The organism is Pandoraea sp. 64-18, from assembly GCF_001899225.1.
In the GTDB taxonomy this organism is placed as follows: Bacteria; Pseudomonadota; Gammaproteobacteria; order Burkholderiales; family Burkholderiaceae; genus Pandoraea; species Pandoraea cepalis.
The window spans coordinates 145,881-165,026 of the sequence record NZ_MKVU01000007.1 but is presented as its reverse complement, the minus strand read 5'-3'; the positions used below and the strand labels follow the sequence as shown (position 1 = coordinate 165,026).

Annotated in this window: 17 protein-coding genes; 8 read left to right on the top strand and 9 right to left on the bottom strand. The window is 66.1% G+C overall.

Translation table 11 applies throughout. The annotated features are described in order from the left end of the window. Window positions 1–39: 39 nt before the first annotated feature. Window positions 40–747: a DUF3047 domain-containing protein gene (locus tag BGP02_RS06155; protein ID WP_261938173.1), complete on the bottom strand. Its 708-nt coding sequence runs from the start codon at window positions 745–747 to the stop codon at window positions 40–42. A 295-nt stretch (window positions 748–1,042) separates the two neighbouring features. On the opposite strand from BGP02_RS06155, the gene BGP02_RS06150 reads away from it, so the two are divergent. After that, window positions 1,043–2,383 (top strand): hypothetical protein, encoded by a 1,341-nt coding sequence (locus BGP02_RS06150; protein ID WP_286798216.1) that lies wholly within the window; start codon window positions 1,043–1,045, stop codon window positions 2,381–2,383. Window positions 2,384–2,410: 27 nt separating this feature from the next. Here the strand turns inward: BGP02_RS06150 and BGP02_RS06145 are convergent, their stop codons facing one another. Further along, window positions 2,411–2,941, bottom strand: coding sequence for a chromate transporter (locus BGP02_RS06145; RefSeq protein ID WP_286798215.1), 531 nt, complete (start codon window positions 2,939–2,941; stop codon window positions 2,411–2,413). After that, window positions 2,938–3,540 (bottom strand): chromate transporter, encoded by a 603-nt coding sequence (locus tag BGP02_RS06140; protein ID WP_017234265.1) that lies wholly within the window; start codon window positions 3,538–3,540, stop codon window positions 2,938–2,940. Before BGP02_RS06140 ends, BGP02_RS06145 begins: the two co-directional genes overlap by 4 nt. A 158-nt stretch (window positions 3,541–3,698) precedes the next feature. Here BGP02_RS06140 and BGP02_RS06135 point away from each other — a divergent pair, with 158 nt between their 5' ends. Continuing rightward, window positions 3,699–4,622 (top strand): LysR family transcriptional regulator, encoded by a 924-nt coding sequence (locus tag BGP02_RS06135; protein WP_017234264.1) that lies wholly within the window; start codon window positions 3,699–3,701, stop codon window positions 4,620–4,622. 55 nt (window positions 4,623–4,677) lie between these two features. On the opposite strand, the gene BGP02_RS06130 is transcribed toward BGP02_RS06135, so the two are convergent. Together BGP02_RS06130 and BGP02_RS06125 are read right to left on the bottom strand one after the other, a co-directional pair. Beyond that, entirely contained in the window at window positions 4,678–5,277 is a 600-nt protein-coding gene (locus BGP02_RS06130) for a TlpA family protein disulfide reductase (protein ID WP_017234263.1), read from the bottom strand. Window positions 5,278–5,303: 26 nt separating this feature from the next. Beyond that, window positions 5,304–6,461, bottom strand: coding sequence for a transglutaminase-like domain-containing protein (locus BGP02_RS06125; RefSeq protein ID WP_017234262.1), 1,158 nt, complete (start codon window positions 6,459–6,461; stop codon window positions 5,304–5,306). 294 nt (window positions 6,462–6,755) lie between these two features. On the opposite strand from BGP02_RS06125, the gene selD reads away from it, so the two are divergent. Next, the gene (gene selD, locus BGP02_RS06120) at window positions 6,756–7,835 is read left to right on the top strand and encodes a selenide, water dikinase SelD (RefSeq protein WP_017234261.1); all 1,080 of its coding nucleotides are present in this window, start codon (window positions 6,756–6,758) and stop codon (window positions 7,833–7,835) included. 54 nt (window positions 7,836–7,889) lie between these two features. Here the strand turns inward: selD and BGP02_RS06115 are convergent, their stop codons facing one another. The 4 genes from BGP02_RS06115 to BGP02_RS06100 all read right to left on the bottom strand — a co-directional run bounded on the left by BGP02_RS06115 (window position 7,890) and on the right by BGP02_RS06100 (window position 12,535). After that, window positions 7,890–8,720 (bottom strand): alpha/beta fold hydrolase, encoded by an 831-nt coding sequence (locus BGP02_RS06115; RefSeq protein WP_268566720.1) that lies wholly within the window; start codon window positions 8,718–8,720, stop codon window positions 7,890–7,892. 14 nt (window positions 8,721–8,734) lie between these two features. After that, window positions 8,735–10,306: a benzoate-CoA ligase family protein gene (locus BGP02_RS06110; protein ID WP_017234259.1), complete on the bottom strand. Its 1,572-nt coding sequence runs from the start codon at window positions 10,304–10,306 to the stop codon at window positions 8,735–8,737. Between the two features lie 136 nt (window positions 10,307–10,442). Beyond that, entirely contained in the window at window positions 10,443–12,029 is a 1,587-nt protein-coding gene (locus BGP02_RS06105; RefSeq protein ID WP_261938177.1) for a 3,4-dehydroadipyl-CoA semialdehyde dehydrogenase, read from the bottom strand. A 35-nt stretch (window positions 12,030–12,064) separates the two neighbouring features. Then, window positions 12,065–12,535: a DUF4863 family protein gene (locus tag BGP02_RS06100; RefSeq protein ID WP_017234257.1), complete on the bottom strand. Its 471-nt coding sequence runs from the start codon at window positions 12,533–12,535 to the stop codon at window positions 12,065–12,067. Window positions 12,536–12,695: 160 nt separating this feature from the next. Between BGP02_RS06100 and BGP02_RS06095 the strand changes: the two genes are divergently transcribed. The 5 genes from BGP02_RS06095 (at window position 12,696) to BGP02_RS06075 (ending at window position 19,025) form a co-directional block, all read left to right on the top strand. Then, a complete protein-coding gene (locus BGP02_RS06095; protein WP_017234256.1) occupies window positions 12,696–13,610 on the top strand; it encodes a helix-turn-helix transcriptional regulator in 915 nt (304 codons plus the stop codon). Between the two features lie 112 nt (window positions 13,611–13,722). Beyond that, on the top strand, window positions 13,723–15,378 hold the full coding sequence (boxC, locus tag BGP02_RS06090; protein ID WP_261938178.1) for a 2,3-epoxybenzoyl-CoA dihydrolase: 1,656 nt from the start codon (window positions 13,723–13,725) through the stop codon (window positions 15,376–15,378). Window positions 15,379–15,477: 99 nt separating this feature from the next. Further along, window positions 15,478–16,905: a benzoyl-CoA 2,3-epoxidase subunit BoxB gene (gene boxB / locus BGP02_RS06085; protein WP_017234254.1), complete on the top strand. Its 1,428-nt coding sequence runs from the start codon at window positions 15,478–15,480 to the stop codon at window positions 16,903–16,905. A 47-nt stretch (window positions 16,906–16,952) separates the two neighbouring features. Then, entirely contained in the window at window positions 16,953–18,209 is a 1,257-nt protein-coding gene (boxA, locus tag BGP02_RS06080) for a benzoyl-CoA 2,3-epoxidase subunit BoxA (RefSeq protein WP_017234253.1), read from the top strand. A 234-nt stretch (window positions 18,210–18,443) separates the two neighbouring features. Then, a complete protein-coding gene (locus BGP02_RS06075) occupies window positions 18,444–19,025 on the top strand; it encodes a DJ-1/PfpI family protein (RefSeq protein ID WP_017234252.1) in 582 nt (193 codons plus the stop codon). Window positions 19,026–19,146: the final 121 nt, after the last annotated feature.

Genomic DNA, 19,146 nt, shown 5'->3' with positions numbered 1-19,146 from the left:
TCTCGCGACATCGCCCTGCGCGCGGCGCACGCCGTGGCGTCACTTTCCCGCGCCGAACCGAACGTCGCCGTACCAGGCGTGCGCGCTGGCGTGCGTGTTGTCGCTGTCGGTAAAGATGCCATAGCCGAGCAGCTTGCCCGGCTTCTCCCGGTAGATGCGTTCGTAGTCCGCCGCCACGTTGCGCGAGAACGTTTGCCACTTGCCGAGCGACGCATTGCCGCCCGCCACCACGAGCATCTGCACCCGATCGGTGTGCGGGTTCTGGATGACGCCGCCCGGCGCGGCATCGTTGGACCAGATATACATCAGCGTGGCATAGGGCAGGTCTTTGCCCCCCGCCTTGGCCAGCGCCATGGCCGCCCGATCGCCGAACGGCAGCGACGATGTGTTGCCGTCGAAGAAAAACACCAGCCGCGCCGGCGAATCCTCCTTGTCGCCCACCCGGTTGTCGGCGCCCGGGATCGCCTGGTCGACTCTCCAGCGCCATGACACGACGGGCGTCACGCTCAGGTCGACGCCGTCGCCCTGAGCCATGAGCGCCGAGGCAGAGTCGACCGAAGTGGCCTCGATGACGTTGCGCCCGCCATCGACGACGACGGCGTAGGTGGTGAGTTTCTTCCCGCTCACGACCGGCAGGTTTCGCCATCCGGATGGCAAGGCACTGCCCGGCACGGCTTTTGAGAAGAGAAGGGCCTCCGGGGCAGGATCGGCCGCCCGTGCCACCGCCGCGCTCAGGCCGACGGCCACGACTGTCAGCGCGCCCACGAGCACACGCGTCCCCGCGCGCAGGGGGCCATCACGTCGACACGTCGGGACCCACGAGCGCGCGAGTCGCCCAAGCGGCCCAAGCAAAGCAGAGTGGGATGCGGCCAACTCGGGGACGATCGACATGGAGCCTCCAACGGATTCGGTGGCAACGCAATGCGTCCATCATCCCAGATTCTGCGTGAGGCGGTCCGACAGAAGGGCGGGCGAATCCTGAAGCGTCTTGCGCCGCAACGGTGGACGATGCTCGCTTTTCCGACATCCAGGAGGCGCCGACATGCCATTCGTTTCCCATGCAGCATCCCACCCGGTGAATCCGTTCATGCGCTTGGCCAACGAGGCAGTGAACTGCCTGCATGACGGGGTCCGCGGCGATTTCGCAGGCGCATCCGCGTGTTTGCGAGACAGCGGACTGCACCACCTGCTCAACGACGCATGGCAGAGCGCGTGCCTGGGGTATCAGCGACACGGCGCAGCACTCACCGGGGCCGCTGAGGTGACGTTCGCCTGTGCGCTAAGCGCCGTCACGGTGGGCGCCACGTGCCGATATCTTTGGCCCGAGCTGCGCGCGCTGGAGCGCGCCTGCACTGCGGGCGAGGGCGCGCTGCGCGAGTGGGCGCTCGACACCGATGCGCAACTGCGGCGTCGGACCGTGGAGGAAGTCACGGCCATGCGCCAGTGTCTGGCGGCATTCGACGCAACGCAGACCGCCGCCCATCCCCTGCCACCCACTGCGGTTTCGCAACGCGCCAGCGCAACGACGCGCCGCAAGTTCGCGGAACTGCGCATCGCGGAATCGCTGATTCTGCATCTCGCCGACGCGCCGCAAGCGAGCTTGGCGCAAAGCGACCGAGTCATCGGGCTTTGCCAGTTACTGGCCCATGGCCTGGGTTTCCGGCTGCCCGGCGCCGTCCGGCGCGCGCTCAACCTGAGCGACGACCGTCCCTCGCTGATCCGTGACGATGCTGCCTTCGCGCTGCTGCGCGAACGTCTCGAACCCGATTGGCGACACGATGCCGAGGGCTCGCCGACCTTCAGCGTGCATCCGGTCGACGTGCAACTGTTCGATCCGTTGGAGACGACTGACGATCTCTCGGACGACACGCGAGACGCCCGCGCGATGCTGACCCATCCGGAGGCCCTGCGACGCGTTCGATCCCGCGTCGTCGCGTTGATCGCCGCCAGCGTGCGCGAGGACTGCGGCGGCGACGGCGACTGGCGAAATCTCGCCGTCCGCGCGCTGAATACCGCCGCGCAGCGCGGGCTGACCTGTGAGCGCGTACTTGACGCCATCGGCGTCGCGACACGCGCGAGTATCAGCGCGCGCTTCGCTTGGCGCTGGACCGACGAACCGGTGCTGCAGGCGGGAGAGGTCGTCGTTCCGGCGATCCCGATAGACGTTGCCCCCTGGATTGCCCGCTTGATGATGGTGGCCGGAACACCCGAGCGGCGTTCCCCATGCCCACCCCGGCTTGCGGCGCTGGCACGCGGCGATACGCCCGCGTCGCTGGTGATCGGGTCCACCGACTGGATGCATCTGGTCGACGGGATCGGCACGTTGGGCCGTGATCACTGGCACGCGTCGTACGCGCACGTGCGCGAGGCGGGCAGGGGGTGACGTAAGCGGCGGGCGCGACCGCTGCCGCTACAGGTACGCCCCACCGAGCAAACCCGCGATGCTGCCCGCAGCGAGCCACCACAGCGGATGCACGCGCGTGCGGATGGCGAGCACCGCCACGGCCGCCGTGATCCCGCCGAGCCACCACGATGTCGCCGACGCTTCGACGATCAAGGCCGCACTCGCGGCAACGAGTCCCGCCGTCATCGGCACCAGACCAACCTGCACAAGGCGACGCCATGGCCGGTCCTTGAAGCGCTCCCACAGGTGCAACACGCCGATCGTGATGAGCGATGACGGCCCGAACTTCGCGAGCGATGTCACGAGCATGCCCTGCCAGCCGGCCACGTGCCATCCGACGAGCGGCACGATCATGAGGTTCGGGCCGGGCGCCGCCTGCCCCAGCGCAAACAGTGCGCTGAATTGTTCCGACGTCATCCAGTGATGCAGATCGACGACCTGACGCTCCATCTCCGGCAGGATGGTGTTGCCACCACCGAAGGCCAGCACGGACAACTGCGAGAAGATGAGCGCGAGCGAGACGAGGGTGCCGGTCATTGCGACACCCGCCACGTGGCGTAAAGGGAGATCGGTGTCATCACCACCATGGTGAGCACGAGCGGCACGCGCAGCACCGCGATGGCGATGAAACACGCCGCCGCCACCGCGGCAAGCACCACGGACTTGCGCAGCGGCCACGAGACTTTCCAGGCGATCTGGATCAACAGCCCGGCAGCGGCCGCTGCGAGTCCGGCGAAGAGATGCCGCACGTGCGGGTCGTGCTGAAAATGCTGATAGATCGTGCCCAGTGCGATCACCACCGCCGACGGCACGGCGATCAGGCCGAGGATCGATGCGAGCGCGCCGCGCCATCCATGAAAGCGCATGCCGAGCGCGACGGACAGATTGATGATGTTGCCGCCGGGCAGAAATTGGCACAGCCCGAGCAAGTCGGTGAATTCGGCGGGCGTGATCCATCGATGCTTCTCGACGATCATCCGACGCGCCAACGGCAGCGCTCCGCCGAACGCGGTCATGCCAAGGCCAAGGAAGCCCAGGAACAAGGCGCGAATGCTTGGGGCGTCGGCAACTGGCGGCGCCGGCGTCGTGGCGGGCAGGCCGGAGTCTGCAGGTGCGGAGGGGGCCGGAAGGCTCATGGCGGGTTCGATCTGAAAACGGGACTGCGGTGGGGGACGCAAGACAGGGGGCCATCGAAGGACGGACAGCACCGATGCCGCGCGCAACCCCTTGAGCGTAGGCGGATTGCGCTATATTGTCCAATATATGGAAGTGACTTGAATCATATCGAATCAATATGGCAAATATCGACGTGCGGTTATTGCGCTACTTCATTGCGGTGGCTGAAACGGGGCACATGACGCGCGCGGCCGAGCGTCTGGGCATCGGACAACCGCCGCTCTCGCAGCAGATCCGGGTGCTGGAAAGCCAGCTGGGCGTGACGCTCTTCGAGCGCCTGCCGCGCGGCATGGCGCTCACCGACGCCGGCCAGGCGTTTCTTGGCGACGCGTACGAGGTCGTGCGCAAACTCGATCAGGCGGTCGACGACGTGCGCCGCGTCGCGGCCGGCATCAAGGGACGGCTGTCGGTAGGCCTGACCAGTTCCGCAGCACTGCACCCGTTCGTGCCGACGGTGATTCGTACCTTCCGAAGCGATGCGCCAGCCGTCTCGCTGATGCTCGACGAGAGCAGTACAAGCGAGCTGCTCGACGGCCTGCGCGACGGGCAACTGGACGTTGCATTCGTACGCCAGCCGCAGGGGGATACCGCGCAGATTGTCTTCGTACCGGTGCTCGAAGAGCCGATGGTGCTCGCGGTCCCGTCGGCGCATCCGCTGGCCCTGACGGGGCGGGCGGGCAAAGCCGCCGTGCCGATGACGGCCATTGCCACGCAGAAGCTGATTTTGTATCGGCGCCGCACCGGGCAGGGGCTGTACGACGCCATCATCGCGGCGTGCCATGGCGCAGGCTTCAGTCCGAACATCGAGCAGGAAGCACCGCGTCTGCTGACGACGCTCTCGCTCGTCGCGGCCGGGTTGGGCGTGTCGGTCGTGCCCGCATCGCTCATGCGCATGCAGGTGGAAGGTATCGTCTACCGGCCGCTTGCGCCCGCGCCACGTGCACCGTTGTTTTGCGCCCACCGCGAAGGCGTGCTCGCCGGGCCGGCGGCGCGACTGCTCTATCACGTGCGCGAGGCCGCGCAGTCGATCGCAGCCGGATGAGGGGGGAAGTCGGAAGAGGCTTGATGCCGTGGGGGGGGGCAGCAACGACGCACACTCAGGCCGTCGTGCCCCCCTTTTGCGTGAGCAACGCCTCGATATGCCCGTGCAGTCCCACGTCGCTCCATTCCAGTTCGCCCATGCGCCAGAAGCGCGCGTTGCCCGCGCGATCGACGAGATAGGTGGCCGGCAGGCCGAGCGATCCGAAACGCTTGTAGACGGCACCGTCGGCGTCGAGCAGCACGGTGCCGTCGATGGGAAGTTTGTCGAGGAACGGCTTGACTGTCGCCAGGGGTTCCTTGTAATTCACGGCGACCAGCGCGAGGCCGCGCTGACGGTATCGACGTGCCACCTCGCCCATCGCCGGAATCTCCTCGCGGCAGGGGCCGCACCACGTGGCCCAGAAGTTGAGGATGACCACGCGTCCACGCCATTCGGACAAGGCGTGCGGCCGGCCGTCGAGTCCATCGAGCGTAAAGGCGGGCGTGGCCCCACGCCACGCCGAGAGCGTGCCGCCGGACGTGCCCGCGAGCGCGCTGTCATCGACTTCCGCCGCCCCATTGACCGGCCCGGCGGCCCGCGCCGGTGCGCCGACGCCCCCCAGCGCACCGGCCGTGCCGAGGGCGCCGAGGGTGTGAAGAAAATGACGGCGATGCATGGCGGTGCGCTCCTTCGTGCGTGACGTCAGGCGGTGATTTCGCGGGCGTTCATGCGATAGCGGAAGGTGTCTGGATCGAGGCTGTCAAGTCGGGCGTGCGCCACCTCGCCATTCGGATACATGAGGAACGGCACGGTGCTCTGGCGCGCCGCCAGTGCGCCCGGGGCCTCCGGCAACGCAATGTCCGCGCCGTGATTGAACGCGACCCAGTTCATTTCCCATTGGCCGAAGAGCATCGCACGCGCGGCCCGCACGCGCAGGTCGTCGATCGGCAGACCGCCGGCCACTTCTTCGAGCATGACCTTGCGCACGTCCGCCGGGTCGACCGGCACCCACCCGTAGCCGGCCGCGTAGAACTCGGCGCGGCAATGCTGCGCCCGCGTGACGTCACCTGCCTTGCCCAGACTGTTGAAGCCCCGCCGCGACGTCGCGACGCGCACGCCGTAGGCATCGCGGGCGGGGATGCCGACCGAGCGCGCGAGTGCGGTGAAGAGGGCGTTGATGTCGGCACATTTGCCCGCAAGGTTGCCGGTGGTGAGCATGTAGCGCACGTCGCCCGTGCCACAGCCGCGCACAGTGCCTTCGCGCCGGCAGTTTTCCACGATCCACTGATAGATGGCGCGCGCCTTTGCCACATCGCCCGTCTCGCCGCGCGTGATCTTCTCGGCCGTCTCGCGCACGAGGCCGTCGGTCGGCTGGAGCGCTGTCGGCTGGAGATACTGACGCAACACCTCCGGCGATTCGCGCGGGGCGTTGGCCGAGGGCGGCTGCGACAAGTCAACGGATCGATCGCGCGTGGTAAAGGTATTCACCAGCGTGACGGTGCGCGTGTCCTGGGCCGCCCCCTCGGGCCATGCCACCGCGAGCATCGGCACACCGATGCCCGATGCGCCATGCACCATGCGCAACGCGGCATTCGCGCCCGGGGCCTCCCAGCGCGTGCCAAGGGCATGCTGGTAGGTACCGGACGGCGATATCGCCACCGGCAGCCAGACATTCGCCGGGCCTCTCGTGGCGGGCAAGTCGACGCGCGTGGTCAGCTCGAACGTACGCCAGCCGTCGGCCGGGCCCGGCGACGGCGAGTCCGTCGACGCGGCCTGGGCCGCGGTGGGAACGAGTGAAGTGGACAGAACGGAAGCGGGCAGGGCGAAGGCGCCCAGCGAGAGGAAGCGGCGGCGTTGCATGGTGGGGTCCCCTTAGGCGTCAGCGCTCACGGCGCGTAGTGGTTAGGGTGTTGCGATGCTGCGGCAATGGCGTCCCCCCGATGGCGGGACGCGGTGAATCGGTCGCCTCATGCCGTCGACCGCCATTTCGAGACAAATCGACATGCAAAAGCTGCTTCATAATACGTCGACTTTTGGCAAACTGTCGTCATTCCGGGCGCAGCGAGTGCGAATTTCTCGCCGGCGACGCGCCGATCGAGGCTGCCGCACGCCTTGTGACGGGTTCCCGGCCATTCGCAACGCACACCAACGACCATGACCGCAATCGATGCAACCCAAGCGGGCGCCACACCGGCCGCTCCGCGTCTCACTTCGCTCTCGCACGGCGGCGGCTGCGGCTGCAAGATCGCGCCGGGCGTGCTCTCCGAACTGCTCGCCCGCAACGACACGCCGCTGCCGGCACCCGCCGCGCTGCTCGTGGGCACGGAAACCTCCGACGACGCCGCGGTCTACCAGCTCAACGACGAGCAGGCCATCATCGCGACGACGGACTTCTTCATGCCGATTGTCGACGACCCGTTCGACTTCGGCCGCATCGCCGCGACCAACGCCCTGTCCGACATCTATGCGATGGGCGGCAAGCCGATTTTTGCGCTGGCGATCGTCGGCATGCCGATCAACGTGCTGCCACGCGAGACGATTCGCGAGATTCTGCGCGGCGGCGAATCTGTCTGCACCGAGGCGGGCATTCCGATTGCCGGCGGGCACAGCATCGATTCGGTCGAGCCGATCTACGGTCTCGCCGCGCTCGGGGTGGTGCATCCGAAGCGGCTCAAGCGCAACGCCGATGCACAGGCGGGCGACGTACTCGTGCTCGGCAAGCCGCTGGGCGTGGGCGTGATGTCGGCGGCGCTCAAGAAGAACCAACTGGATGCGGCGGGCTATCGCCGCATGATCGACGCCACGACGCGCCTGAACCGTGTCGGCCCGGCGCTCGCGGCATTGCCCGGCGTGCATGCCCTCACGGATGTGACGGGTTTCGGTTTGCTCGGTCACACGCTCGAAATGTGCCGCGGCGCGAATCTGGCGGCGTATCTGCGCATGTCCGACGTGCCGTTGTTCGACGGCGTGCGCGAACTGGCCGACCAGGGATGTATTACTGGCGCGTCTGGCCGGAATTGGGCGTCCTACGGGGCATCGGTCGAGCTGGGGGAGCGGCTGACGACGCGTGATCGCGATCTGTTGTGCGATCCGCAGACGGCGGGCGGCTTGCTGGTGTCGTGCGCGCCCGGCGCGGTCGACGATGTGCTCGCGGTCTTCCGCGCCGACGGCTTCCATGAAGCCGGCATCATTGGCGCCATGCGTCCGGGCACGCCCGGGGTGCGAGTGATCTGACGACGGGCATCGTCGCAACGCGCGCCCTCCCTCGGTGGGCGCGCGCCCGCCACGTCATGCCGCCTGACGGTTTGCCGCCGCGTGATGGCGGCCAATGAACGCGATGATGGCCTCGGCCAGTGGCTGGGGCGCGTCGCGGTGCGGTGAGTGTCCGCACGCCGGCAGCTTCACGACGCTCGCGTGCGGCACATGCGCGGCAATGCTGTCCATCTGCGCCATCGTGCCGTACTCGTCGTCCTCGCCCTGGATCGCGAGCAGCGGCTTCGAGATACTCGCCACCGCGCCGACCAGATTCCACTCGCGAAACGCCGGGTCCAGCCAGATATCGTTCCAACCCCAAAACGCCGAATCGACGTCGTCGTGATAGCGACCAAGCTTCGCGCGCAGGTCGGTCGTCTCGTACACCGTCTTCGTCTTCGCGATGCTCTGCACCGACAGATCCTCGACGAACAGATGGGGGGCGAGCACGACCGCACCGGCGAGCCGGTCGGGGAATGCCGCGCTGAACAGCAGCGCGATCGAGCCGCCGTCGCTATGGCCGACAAGCCACACGTGCCCGGCCTGCTCGGGGCCGACGCCCACCGCGTCGAGAAAGGCGGGCAACACTTCCCGCGCCTGACGGTGCATGAAGTCGACCGGCCATTTCTCGTCGGGCTCACGCGGGGTGGAGCGGCCATAGCCGTTGCGCGAATAGACGAGCCCGCGAAAGCCGCCCGCGTCGCACAACTGCTGCGGCCAGTCTTTCCACATCGCAACAGAGCCCAGCCCCTCGTGCAGGAAGACCAGCAGCGGGGCATCGGCAAGCTCACGGTTGAGCCATCGGTATTCCAGCGAGAGCGGGCCGTGCGAGGCCGTCTCGATCCGGGCGAACTGTACGTCCGACATCGTCTTGTCGTCTCCTAAAGCAACTCGCGCAGCTTGAAGCGCTGCACCTTGCCCGTCGCCGTCTTCGGCAGATCGTCGACGAACACCAACTCACGCGGGTATTTGTGCGGGGCGAGGCGCGCCTTGACGAAGGCCTTCAACTCGGTGGCCATCTCGTCGGTGGCTGCGATGCCGGGCTTGAGCACGACAAAGGCCTGTGTCTTGGTCAGGCCGCCGTCGTCGCGTCCCACGACGCCTGCCTCGAGCACTGCGTCATGCTGCATGAGCACCATCTCGACTTCGATGGGCGAGACGTACTGGCCGCTGACCTTGAGCATATCGTCACTGCGCCCGGCATAGACGTAATACCCATTGGGCAGACGCTGGTACTTGTCGCCGCTCTTGAGCCAGTCGCCGAGGAACGTCGCGCGCGTCTTGTCGCGATTGCACCAATACATGAGCGCTGCGCTCGGGCCCTTGATGTACAGATCGCCGATCTCGCCGTCGGGCACGGGATGACCGTCTTCGTCGCGCAATGCCACGGCGTAGCCCGGCACCGGTTCGCCCGTCGTCCCGTAGGCGACCTGGCCGGCACGATTGGACAGGAAGATGTGCAACATTTCGGTCGAGCCGATGCCGTCGAGAATCTCCGCCCCGAAATGCGCCGTGAACCGTTCGCCGATTTCGCGCGGCAACGCCTCGCCCGCCGACGTGCACAGCCGCAGCGCCACGTCTTCACGGGCCGGCAGGTGCGGCGAGGCGAGAAGGTTGGCGTAGAGCGTCGGCACGCCGTAGAAAATCGTCGGGCGATGCTCGCGAAGCCGTTGTGCCACGGCTTGCGCGGTCGGTCGCTCGGCCATCAGCACGACGCTCGCGCCGACCGAGAGTGGGAACGTCAGCGCATTGCCCAACCCGTAAGCGAAGAAGAGCTTCGCCGCGGAGAAGGCGATGTCATCTTCGCGAATGCCGAGCACGTGGCGGCCATAGGTCTCGGCCGTCCAGTACAGGTTGGCGTGCGTGTGCACGGTGCCCTTGGGCTTGCCGGTCGAACCTGACGAATATAGCCAGAAGGCGATGTCGTCGCCGTCGGTGTCGGCGGGCAGTGCGCTCGGGGGGCCGTCGACCAGGGCGTCGAAGGTCGGCAGGGCGCGCGCGTTGCCCGCCTCGGTCGCGATCGGTTGCGAGACGACGCACGGCGGCGGCGCCGCGCTCTCGGCCACCTTGTCGAGCGCGGCCTGCACGGTCGGCAGGAGCGCGCCGGACGCAATCACGAGCTGCGCCTTGCTGTGCGAGATCATGTAGGCGTAATCGTCGGCCGTGAGCAAGGTGTTGACGACGACAGGCACCACACCGGCGTACAGGGCGCCGAGAAAGGCGACCGGCAGGTCGATGGTGTCGAGCATGATGAGCAGAATGCGCTCTTCACGATGAATCCCCGCGCGCGCGAGCCCGGTCGCGAAACGTCGGCTTTGCTCGGCCAGCTCGCCATAGGTGAGCGCGCGCGTGTCGTCGAGATAAGCAGTCTTGGCAGCGCGCCCGCGGTTGAGCGCCTCCAGATGCGCGGCGAAGTTGAAGTTCGCCGGCGGTGGGGTAAGTACGGCTTCCATGGTGTCTCCGGTGGATCACCGCACGGCGCACTCGTTGGAGGCGTGCACGCGCGGCGTGAGGACTTGTCGGCGCTCTGGCGGCGCCTGAATGAATCACCTTGACTGCGACGGTTTGCGACGGCCGCTGAAGAACAGATTACGCCTTCGGGAGTTCGACAGCATCCTGCGTGATCGCTTCGATCAGCGCGGCGGGACCCTGAACGGCCGAGCGCACGTGATAGAAGCGCAACGCGCGCAAACCGCCCAGTTCCTCGCCGCCGCCGGCGCGGCCCGGGCCGCCATGCAGCGATTGCGGCATGACGTTGCCGTGGCCCGTCTGTGTCTTCACGACGGATGGGTCGACCGCGTGCACACGGCCGTGTGCGTCGGCCAGCGCGAGGGCGGGCGCGCGCATGGCCACGGCGTCGTTGCTGTACAGCGAGACGACGAGGGAGCCCTGCCCACGTTTGGCCAGCGCGACCGCTTCGTCGAGATCGCGATAGCCGACGAGCGTGGCGACCGGGCCGAAGACTTCGGTGTCGTGCACGCGCTGTCCGCGCGCACCATCGCGCAGGCCGAGCAGCACGGGGGCCACGCATGCGCTGTCGGTACCGGCGTCGACGAAGGCAGTCTCGCGATTGCCGTCGTAGAGGGTTTCGGCTTCCGCCTGCAGATAGGCGATGCCGTCGAGCACGGCGCGCTTTTGCGCCAGAGCGACGAGCGAGCCCATCTTGACGGCCTCGTTGCGCGGATTGCCGACGACCGTCTTGGCCAGACGCTCGGCAATGGCGGCGGCCGCGGCATCGAAGTGCGCGACGGGAACCATCGCGCGCCGAATGGCCGTGCATTTCTGGCCAGCCTTGACGGTCATCTCGCGCGCCACCTCGCGCACGAACTGGTCGAACGCGGCGGTGCCGGGCGCCGCGTCGGGCAGCAGCACGGCGCTGTTCAGGCTATCGGCCTCCACGTTGATGCGCGCCGAGCGTTCGGTAAACGCCGGATGCGCGCGCAGCGTGGCAGCGGTGTCGGCCGAGCCGGTGAAGGAGACCACGTCGAACGGGCCGATCCGGTCGAGCAGACCGGCGGCGCTGCCGCAAATCACCGACAGGCTGCCCGGCGGCAGCAGACCGGCGGCGACCACATCGGCCACCATGCGTTGCGTGAGCCAGGCGGTCGATGTCGCCGGTTTGACGATGACCGGCACGCCCGCGAGCAACGCGCCCGCGGCCTTCTCCCAAAGTCCCCACGCGGGGAAGTTGAACGCGTTGATGAACAGCGCCACCCCCGGTGTCGGACGGAACACGTGACGCACGGCGAACGACGCATCCTTGGCCAACGGCACCGCCGCGCCGTCGAGCAGCGTGTGCGCGTCGCCCAGCGTTGCGCCGAGCTTGGCATACGTCGACAGGGTGTAGATAGCGCCATCGATGTCGACGGCGGAGTCGGTGGCGACCGTTCCTGAATTGGCTGTGGCGATGGCGTAGTAGTCGTCGCGGTTCGCCTGCAAGGTGGCGACAATCTGTGAGAGTCGCTGCGCGCGTTCGCCATACGACAAGGCGCGCAGCGCCGGGCCGGCGACGTCTCGCGCGAAGGCGAACGCGGCGTCGAGATCCAGACCGGCGCTCGATACGAAGGCGAGTGTCTCGCCTGTCACGGGATCGGTGAGCGCGGTGGGCGCGCCACTACCGGCCACCCAATGGCCGGCGACATAGTTTTCCAGCAAGGCAGGGGAGTGCATGAGCATGAACCGGGGGAATCAGGAAGGGGGCAGGCGCCGGATCAGGCACTGCGCGTGAATTCAATGGCGCCGTCTGGCAACAGATACAGCACGAGGGCGCGTCCGTGGGCGACTGTTGGTCGATGGGCTGTGCCGGGACCGTAAACGCACCAGCCCGCCGGGTGTCCGTCGAACGTTGCGCCGGGAGTGAGCGGCATGATCAGATCGATTTCGCCATTCGGATGCGCATGGTGCGGTCCGGCCAGATCGGCCATGTCCACCACGTCGACGGAAAATCCGTGCGTGTCGGGCGTGGGCTTGATGACGCGTCCGTAGCGAATGCCACCGCCTTCGCGGTTGCACAGCCAGCCGTCGGCAACGCCGGTGCGACAGGCGTCGGCAAGTGCTTCGTAACCGGCGGAGCCGGCGCCGTAATGCGCGTTGAGCCAATCGGCGAGGGAGGCGTCGAGGGCGCGGCCATCGAGTTGTCGCGTCAGGTCGGCGATCAACGCCTGAAATTGAGGCACATCCATCCATGTCTCCTGGGGACGTCGATATGACGCCGATCAATGGCGGGACTCGGGATGTCCGGTCCGCGTTTGCTTTTTTATCGGCGCATGGTGAAAATTAGAGCATGCAATTTTGGCTGTCAAGCAATATATTACATGTTACCTGCATTGAGGATCTTGTCTGATGAATAAGAGTGCGCAAGCCGATGGGGTGCCGACGGCGCGAGGCGCCGGTGAGAAAGACCCGTTTCTGGTCGCGCTGGGTGAGCGGGTGCGCACGCTGCGCGCCCGGCGTGGCTTGACGCGCAAGGCGCTTGCGCTGGACGCCGGTGTTTCCGAGCGTCACGTGGCCAATCTGGAGTCGGGTGTCGGTAACGCGTCCGTGCTGTTCCTGCGTCAGCTTGCACAGGCACTAAATTGCACATTGGCCGAAATCGTGGGCGACGAGACGACGTCGTCAGCGGAATGGTTGCTCATTCGGGAAATTCTGCACGGGCGCGACGGCGAGGCGCTCACGCGTGCGCGTCAGGCGCTCAGCGAGCTGTTTGCCGGGAGCGAGCGCGACCCGGATCGGCGTGGCCGCATCGCGTTGATCGGGTTGCGGGGTGCGGGCAAGTCGACGCTGGGCCGCATGCTCGCCGACGACATGCATGTCCCGTTCGTCGAACTCAATCGCGTGATCGAACAACTGGCGGGGTGCCCGCCGTCGGAGATCTACTCGCTTTATGGCGCGAGCGCCTATCGCCGCTATGAGTTGCGTGCGCTCGAAGCCGTCGTGGCCGAGCATCCGCGTGCCGTGATCGCCTCGCCGGGCGGTATCGTGAGCGACGCGGCGACCTTCAACTTCCTGCTCACGCACTGCTATACGGTATGGCTGCAGGCGTCGCCCGAAGAGCATATGAAGCGGGTGGTGGCGCAGGGCGATCTGCGTCCAATGTCGGGCAATGCGGAAGCGATGGACGACCTCAAGCGTATTCTGGCCGGCCGCCAAGACTTCTATGCCAAGGCGGATATGAGCTTCGACACCGGCGGGCGGGTGCTGGCCGACGCCTATCTGCAACTGCGCGGCCGCCTCGCCGTGCAATTGTCGTCAGATTGACCTTCATGGTAATGCAAGATAATTCATTTTTGTTTGGAAAATTAGTTGACGGTGTAGTTGTGCTGCACTATATTGCAATCCAACAAGATCATTATTCGTGTTGGAGGCAATCATGTTCGGCAAACCCCACGTCGACTATCGTACGGATCCCACGCAGTACAAGCACTGGAAACTGAGCTTCGAAGGCCCGGTGGCGACGCTCGCCATCGATATCTCGGAAGACGGCGGCATTCGCGAAGGCTACAAGCTCAAGCTCAATTCGTACGATCTCGGTGTGGACATCGAACTGCACGATGCCGTTCAGCGCATCCGCTTCGAGCACCCGGAAGTGAAGACGGTGGTCGTCACGAGCGCCAAGGACCGCGTGTTCTGCTCCGGTGCGAATATCTTCATGCTCGGCCTGTCCACGCATGCGTGGAAGGTCAATTTCTGCAAGTTCACCAACGAAACGCGCAACGGTCTGGAGGATTCCAGCCGCCATTCCGGTCTGAAGTTCCTCGCCGCCGTGAACGGCGCGTGTGCGGGCGGCGGCTACGAGCTGGCGCTGGCCTGTGACGAGATCTATCTGGTCGACGACCGTTCGTCGTCGGTCTCGCTGCCGGAAGTGCCGCTGCTGGGTGTGCTGCCGGGCACCGGCGGCCTGACTCGCTTGACCGACAAGCGTCACGTGCGCAACGACCGCGCCGACATCTTCTGCACCGTCGTCGAGGGCATTCGCGGCGAGCGTGCCAAGCAATGGCGCCTGGTCGACGAAGTCGTCAAGCCCGCGCAATTCGCACAAACGGTGTCGGCGCGTGCGCTGGAACTCGCTCAAGGCAGCGACCGTCCGGGCGGCAAGGGTGTGACGCTCACGCGCCTGGAGCGCACCGACGAGCCGGACGCGATCCGCTATGAATTCGTCGACGTGGAAATCGACCGCGCCAACCGCACCGCCAGCCTCACCGTGAAGGCGCCGAAGTCCACGCCGCCGGCCGACATCGCCGGTATCGAGGCCGCCGGCGTGAACTGGTGGCCGCTGAAAATGGCGCGCGAACTCGACGACGCCATTCTCAATCTGCGCACGAACGAACTCGATATCGGCACGTGGCTGTTGCGCACCGAGGGCGAGGCGAAACACGTGCTGGCGGCTGATGCATCGCTGCTGGCCCATCAGGATCACTGGTTGGTGCGCGAGACCATCGGCATGCTGCGCCGCACGTTTGCGCGTATCGACGTGTCCTCACGCTCGCTCTTCGCGCTGATCGAACCGGATTCGTGCTTCACCGGCACGCTGGCCGAATTCGCCTTCGCGGCCGACCGCACGTACATGGCGGCGCTGCCCGCCAGCGAGGAAGACGAACCGGCAATCACGCTCACCGAAGTCAACTTCGGCCTGTTGCCGATGGTCACCGATCAATCGCGTCTGGCACGGCGCTTCTATGAAGACGCGGCGGAACTCGACGCCGTGCGCGCCACGATTGGCCGCCAGGTGCGCCCCGATGAGGCGGAACGCCTCGGGCTGGTCACGGCCGCCGTCGACGATCTCGACTGGCCGGACGAAATCCGCATCGCGATCGAGGAGCGCGCGGCCATGTCGCCCGACGCGCTCACCGGCCTCGAAGCGAACCTGCGCTTCAACGGCAAGGAGACGATGAACACCCGCATCTTCGGCCGTTTGTCGGCGTGGCAGAACTGGATCTTCATCCGTCCGAACGCCGTGGGCGAGAAGGGCGCGCTCAAGGTCTACGGCAAGGGCAACAAGGCGCAGTTCGATCCGAACCGCGTCTGACGAATGGGCTGCAACGTCGCCGGTGACGAACGCCGGGCGGTGGCAGGACCGAACAAGTCGTTTTACACAGAATACGTACGAGACACGAGGATTCCCACGATGGCTTCGATCAACTACAGCGAGAAGATCCCCAACAACGTCAACCTGTCGGACGATCGCACGCTGCAACGTGCGCTTGAACAGTGGCAGCCGAATTTCCTGTCCTGGTGGGGCGACATGGGGCCGGAAGGCTCGCACGGCTTCGACGTCTATCTGCGCACGGCGGTAAGCGTGGATCCGGGCGGCTGGGCGCACTTCGATCACGTGAAGATGCCGGACTATCGCTGGGGCATCTTCCTCACGCCGGGAGAAGCCGATCGCAAGATCCACTTCGGCGAGCACAAGGGCGAAGCTGCGTGGCAGGACGTGCCGGGCGAACACCGCGCGAACCTGCGTCGCATCATCGTCACGCAGGGCGACACGGAACCCGCGTCGGTCGAGCAACAGCGCCACCTCGGACTGACGGCGCCGTCGATGTACGACTTGCGCAACCTGTTCCAGGTGAACGTGGAAGAAGGCCGCCATCTGTGGGCAATGGTCTACCTGCTGCATCGCTACTTCGGCCGCGACGGCCGTGAAGAAGCCGAAGCGCTGCTCGGCCGCCGCTCGGGCGACGAAGACAATCCGCGAATTCTCGGTGCGTTCAACGAGAAGACGCCGGACTGGCTGGCGTTCTACATGTTCACGTACTTCACCGATCGCGACGGCAAGTTCCAGCTCTCGGCACTGGCCGAGTCGGGGTTCGACCCGCTCGCGCGCACCACGAAGTTCATGCTGACCGAAGAGGCGCACCACATGTTCGTGGGCGAGTCGGGCGTCTCGCGCGTGATCGCTCGCACGGCGCAAGTGATGAACGAATTGAAGACCGATGACGTCGCGAAGCTGCGGGCAGCGGGCGTGATTGATCTGCCGACGATTCAGCGCTACGTCAACTTCCACTACTCCGTGACGATCGACCTGTTCGGTGCGGATCAGTCGTCGAACGCGGCCATCTTCTACAGCTCGGGCCTGAAGGGCCGCTACGAAGAGGGCAAGCGCGACGACGACCATCAGCTCAACGGTCAAATGTATCGGCTGCTGGACGTGGACAACGGCAAGCTCGTCGAGCGCGAGGTGCCGATGCTCAACGCGATGAACGAAGTGCTGCGCGACGATTACATCAAGGACTCGGTCGCGGGGGTGAATCGCTGGAACAAGGTGCTGGAGAAGGCCGGTATCGACTTCCGCCTTAGCGTCCCGCACAAGGCATTCAATCGTCAGATCGGCACATTCGCGGGCGTGCGTGTGTCGCCGGACGGCCGTGTGGTGAGCGAGGCCGAATGGGCTGCGCATGAGCGTGAGTGGCTGCCGTCGGCGGAAGATCGCGCGTATGTGGCGTCGCTCATGGGCCGCGTGACCGAGCCGGGCAAGTTTGCCAACTGGATCGCGCCGCCCCCGCTCGGCATCAACCGCCAGCCGATCGACTTCGAGTACGTGCGCTTCAACTAAGGCCAACGAGAGCCCAGGCGCGAGCCATCCCACAAGGAGACAGCATCATGAACGGCCCCGTTCCGGTCGAAGTTCTGAAGCAGCATCTGATCGATCCGGAGATCTGCATTCGCTGCAACACCTGCGAGGAGACGTGTCCGGTCGACGCGATCACGCACGACGAGAACAACTACGTGGTGCGCGCGGACACGTGCAATGGGTGTATGGCGTGTATCTCGCCGTGCCCGACGGGGGCCATCGACAACTGGCGCGATGTGCTCAAGGCCGACGCGTATGCTGTCGACGACCAGCTCACGTGGGACGAGTTGCCCGTGCAGGACGATGCGCTCGCCGGTCAGGGCACGATCGGCGAGGCGGCGCCGGGCGTGGCTGGCGGTGCGTCGGCCGACGTCCCCGAGCCCGTCATCGCCGGCTCGGATTTCGTGCGCGGCTCTGTCGTGCCGCCGTGGTCCGCCGCCAAGCCCTATGTCAATCTGTACAACCACAAGGCGCCGGTACAGGCGACCGTGGTCGGCAACTATCGCCTGACCGACGCCAGCACCGAGAGCGACATCCACCATATCGTGCTCGACTTCGGCAAGCAGCCGTTCCCGGTGCTCGAAGGACAGTCGATCGGCATCATTCCGCCGGGCACGTCGGGCGACGGGCGGGCGCACCATGCGCGACAGTACTCGATTGCGTCGCCGCGCGACGGCGAGCGGCCCGGTTACAACAACCTGGCGCTCACGGTCAAACGCGTGACGAAGGATCACCAGGAGCAGGCGGTTGGCGGGGTGTGTTCGAACTACCTGTGCGATCTGAAGAAGGGCGACGTGGTGAACGTGATGGGCCCGTTCGGCAGTACGTTCCTGATGCCGAACCACGCCGATTCGCACCTGCTGATGATCTGCACCGGCACGGGGGCGGCCCCGATGCGGGCGATGACCGAGTATCGTCGTCGTCGCCGTCTGAAGGGCGCGACCGGCAAGCTCATGCTGTTCTTCGGCGCGCGCACGCAGGGCGAGCTGCCGTACTTCGGCCCCCTGCTCAACCTGCCGAAGGACTTCATCGACACGAATCTGGCCTTCTCGCGTACACCAGGACAGGCCAAGCGCTACGTGCAGGACGCCATGCGCGAGCGCGCGGCCGATGTGGCGGCGCTGCTGCGTCACGACCACACCTACATTTATGTGTGCGGGCTCAAGGGCATGGAGGACGGCGTGCTGCAAGTGCTGCAGACCATCGCGGGCGACGCCGGGCTCGACTGGCAGGCCCTCTGGCAACGGATGAAGACGGAAGGGCGTCTGCATCTGGAAACCTACTGATTGACTGACGACTGACGATATCGGCTCGCGCAGCACCCGGCAGAGGGTGTGGCGCGAACCTCGGCTTGACCGACGGCGTTTTGCGCCGGCTTGACACCGCGTGCTTCGGCACGCGGTTTTTTTTCGTTCGTCGATGACGGTCGGGGTATCGAAGGCTGTCGCGGCGACGTCACCGGAATTGAGTAACATGGAGGAGCGGTTTCCCTTCCATCTTTTCTCTGAACGGAGAGTCATATGGGCAAGAAGCGGATTCTGGTACTGGCAGGCGACTATGTCGAAGACTACGAGCTGATGGTGCCCGTGCAGGCACTCATGGCCGTGGGTCACCGGGTGGAAGTGGTCTGCCCCGGCAAGAAGGCGGGCGACAAGGTGCGCACTGCGATTCACGACTTCGAAGGCGATCAGACGTACAGCGAGAAGCGCGGTCACGACTTCACGCTCAATGCGACATTCGACGGACTGTCTCCCGCCGACTTCGACGCGCTGGTGATTCCCGGTGGCCGCGCGCCGGAATATCTGCGGTTGAATGATGAGGTCGTCGAGATCGTCAGACATTTTGCCGAGAGCGACAAACCGATTGCCGCGATCTGTCACGGGGCGCAGTTGCTGGCGGCGGCCGGTGTGATCGAAGGGCGCGAGTGTTCGGCGTATCCGGCCTGTGCGCCGGAGGTGCGGCTGGCCGGCGGGAAGTACATGGAGATCGGGATCGACGAGGCGCATACCGACGGCAAGCTGGTGACCGCCCCCGCCTGGCCCGCGCATCCGGCGTGGATCGCGCAGTTCCTCGCCGTGCTGGGAACGAAGATCGAGCTCTGACGCGCGGCGGATTTGTCCGAACTTGCCTCGTTTTCGAAAGCTTGACGTCCGGTGGCGCAGCAAGATCGGCCGATATCAACCAGGTCGGTCGGCAGGCGCTGCGCGCGCCGGAGCCCCGGCA

Coding starts and splice junctions, on each gene's coding strand:
- BGP02_RS06150 (WP_286798216.1), top strand. CDS start 1,043: ATGCCATTCGTTTCCCATGCAGCATCCCACCCGGTGAATCCGTTCATG.
- BGP02_RS06145 (WP_286798215.1), bottom strand. CDS start 2,941: ATGACCGGCACCCTCGTCTCGCTCGCGCTCATCTTCTCGCAGTTGTCC.
- BGP02_RS06140 (WP_017234265.1), bottom strand. CDS start 3,540: ATGAGCCTTCCGGCCCCCTCCGCACCTGCAGACTCCGGCCTGCCCGCC.
- BGP02_RS06135 (WP_017234264.1), top strand. CDS start 3,699: ATGGCAAATATCGACGTGCGGTTATTGCGCTACTTCATTGCGGTGGCT.
- BGP02_RS06130 (WP_017234263.1), bottom strand. CDS start 5,277: ATGCATCGCCGTCATTTTCTTCACACCCTCGGCGCCCTCGGCACGGCC.
- BGP02_RS06125 (WP_017234262.1), bottom strand. CDS start 6,461: ATGCAACGCCGCCGCTTCCTCTCGCTGGGCGCCTTCGCCCTGCCCGCT.
- selD (WP_017234261.1), top strand. CDS start 6,756: ATGACCGCAATCGATGCAACCCAAGCGGGCGCCACACCGGCCGCTCCG.
- BGP02_RS06115 (WP_268566720.1), bottom strand. CDS start 8,720: ATGTCGGACGTACAGTTCGCCCGGATCGAGACGGCCTCGCACGGCCCG.
- BGP02_RS06110 (WP_017234259.1), bottom strand. CDS start 10,306: ATGGAAGCCGTACTTACCCCACCGCCGGCGAACTTCAACTTCGCCGCG.
- BGP02_RS06105 (WP_261938177.1), bottom strand. CDS start 12,029: ATGCTCATGCACTCCCCTGCCTTGCTGGAAAACTATGTCGCCGGCCAT.
- BGP02_RS06100 (WP_017234257.1), bottom strand. CDS start 12,535: ATGGATGTGCCTCAATTTCAGGCGTTGATCGCCGACCTGACGCGACAA.
- BGP02_RS06095 (WP_017234256.1), top strand. CDS start 12,696: ATGAATAAGAGTGCGCAAGCCGATGGGGTGCCGACGGCGCGAGGCGCC.
- boxC (WP_261938178.1), top strand. CDS start 13,723: ATGTTCGGCAAACCCCACGTCGACTATCGTACGGATCCCACGCAGTAC.
- boxB (WP_017234254.1), top strand. CDS start 15,478: ATGGCTTCGATCAACTACAGCGAGAAGATCCCCAACAACGTCAACCTG.
- boxA (WP_017234253.1), top strand. CDS start 16,953: ATGAACGGCCCCGTTCCGGTCGAAGTTCTGAAGCAGCATCTGATCGAT.
- BGP02_RS06075 (WP_017234252.1), top strand. CDS start 18,444: ATGGGCAAGAAGCGGATTCTGGTACTGGCAGGCGACTATGTCGAAGAC.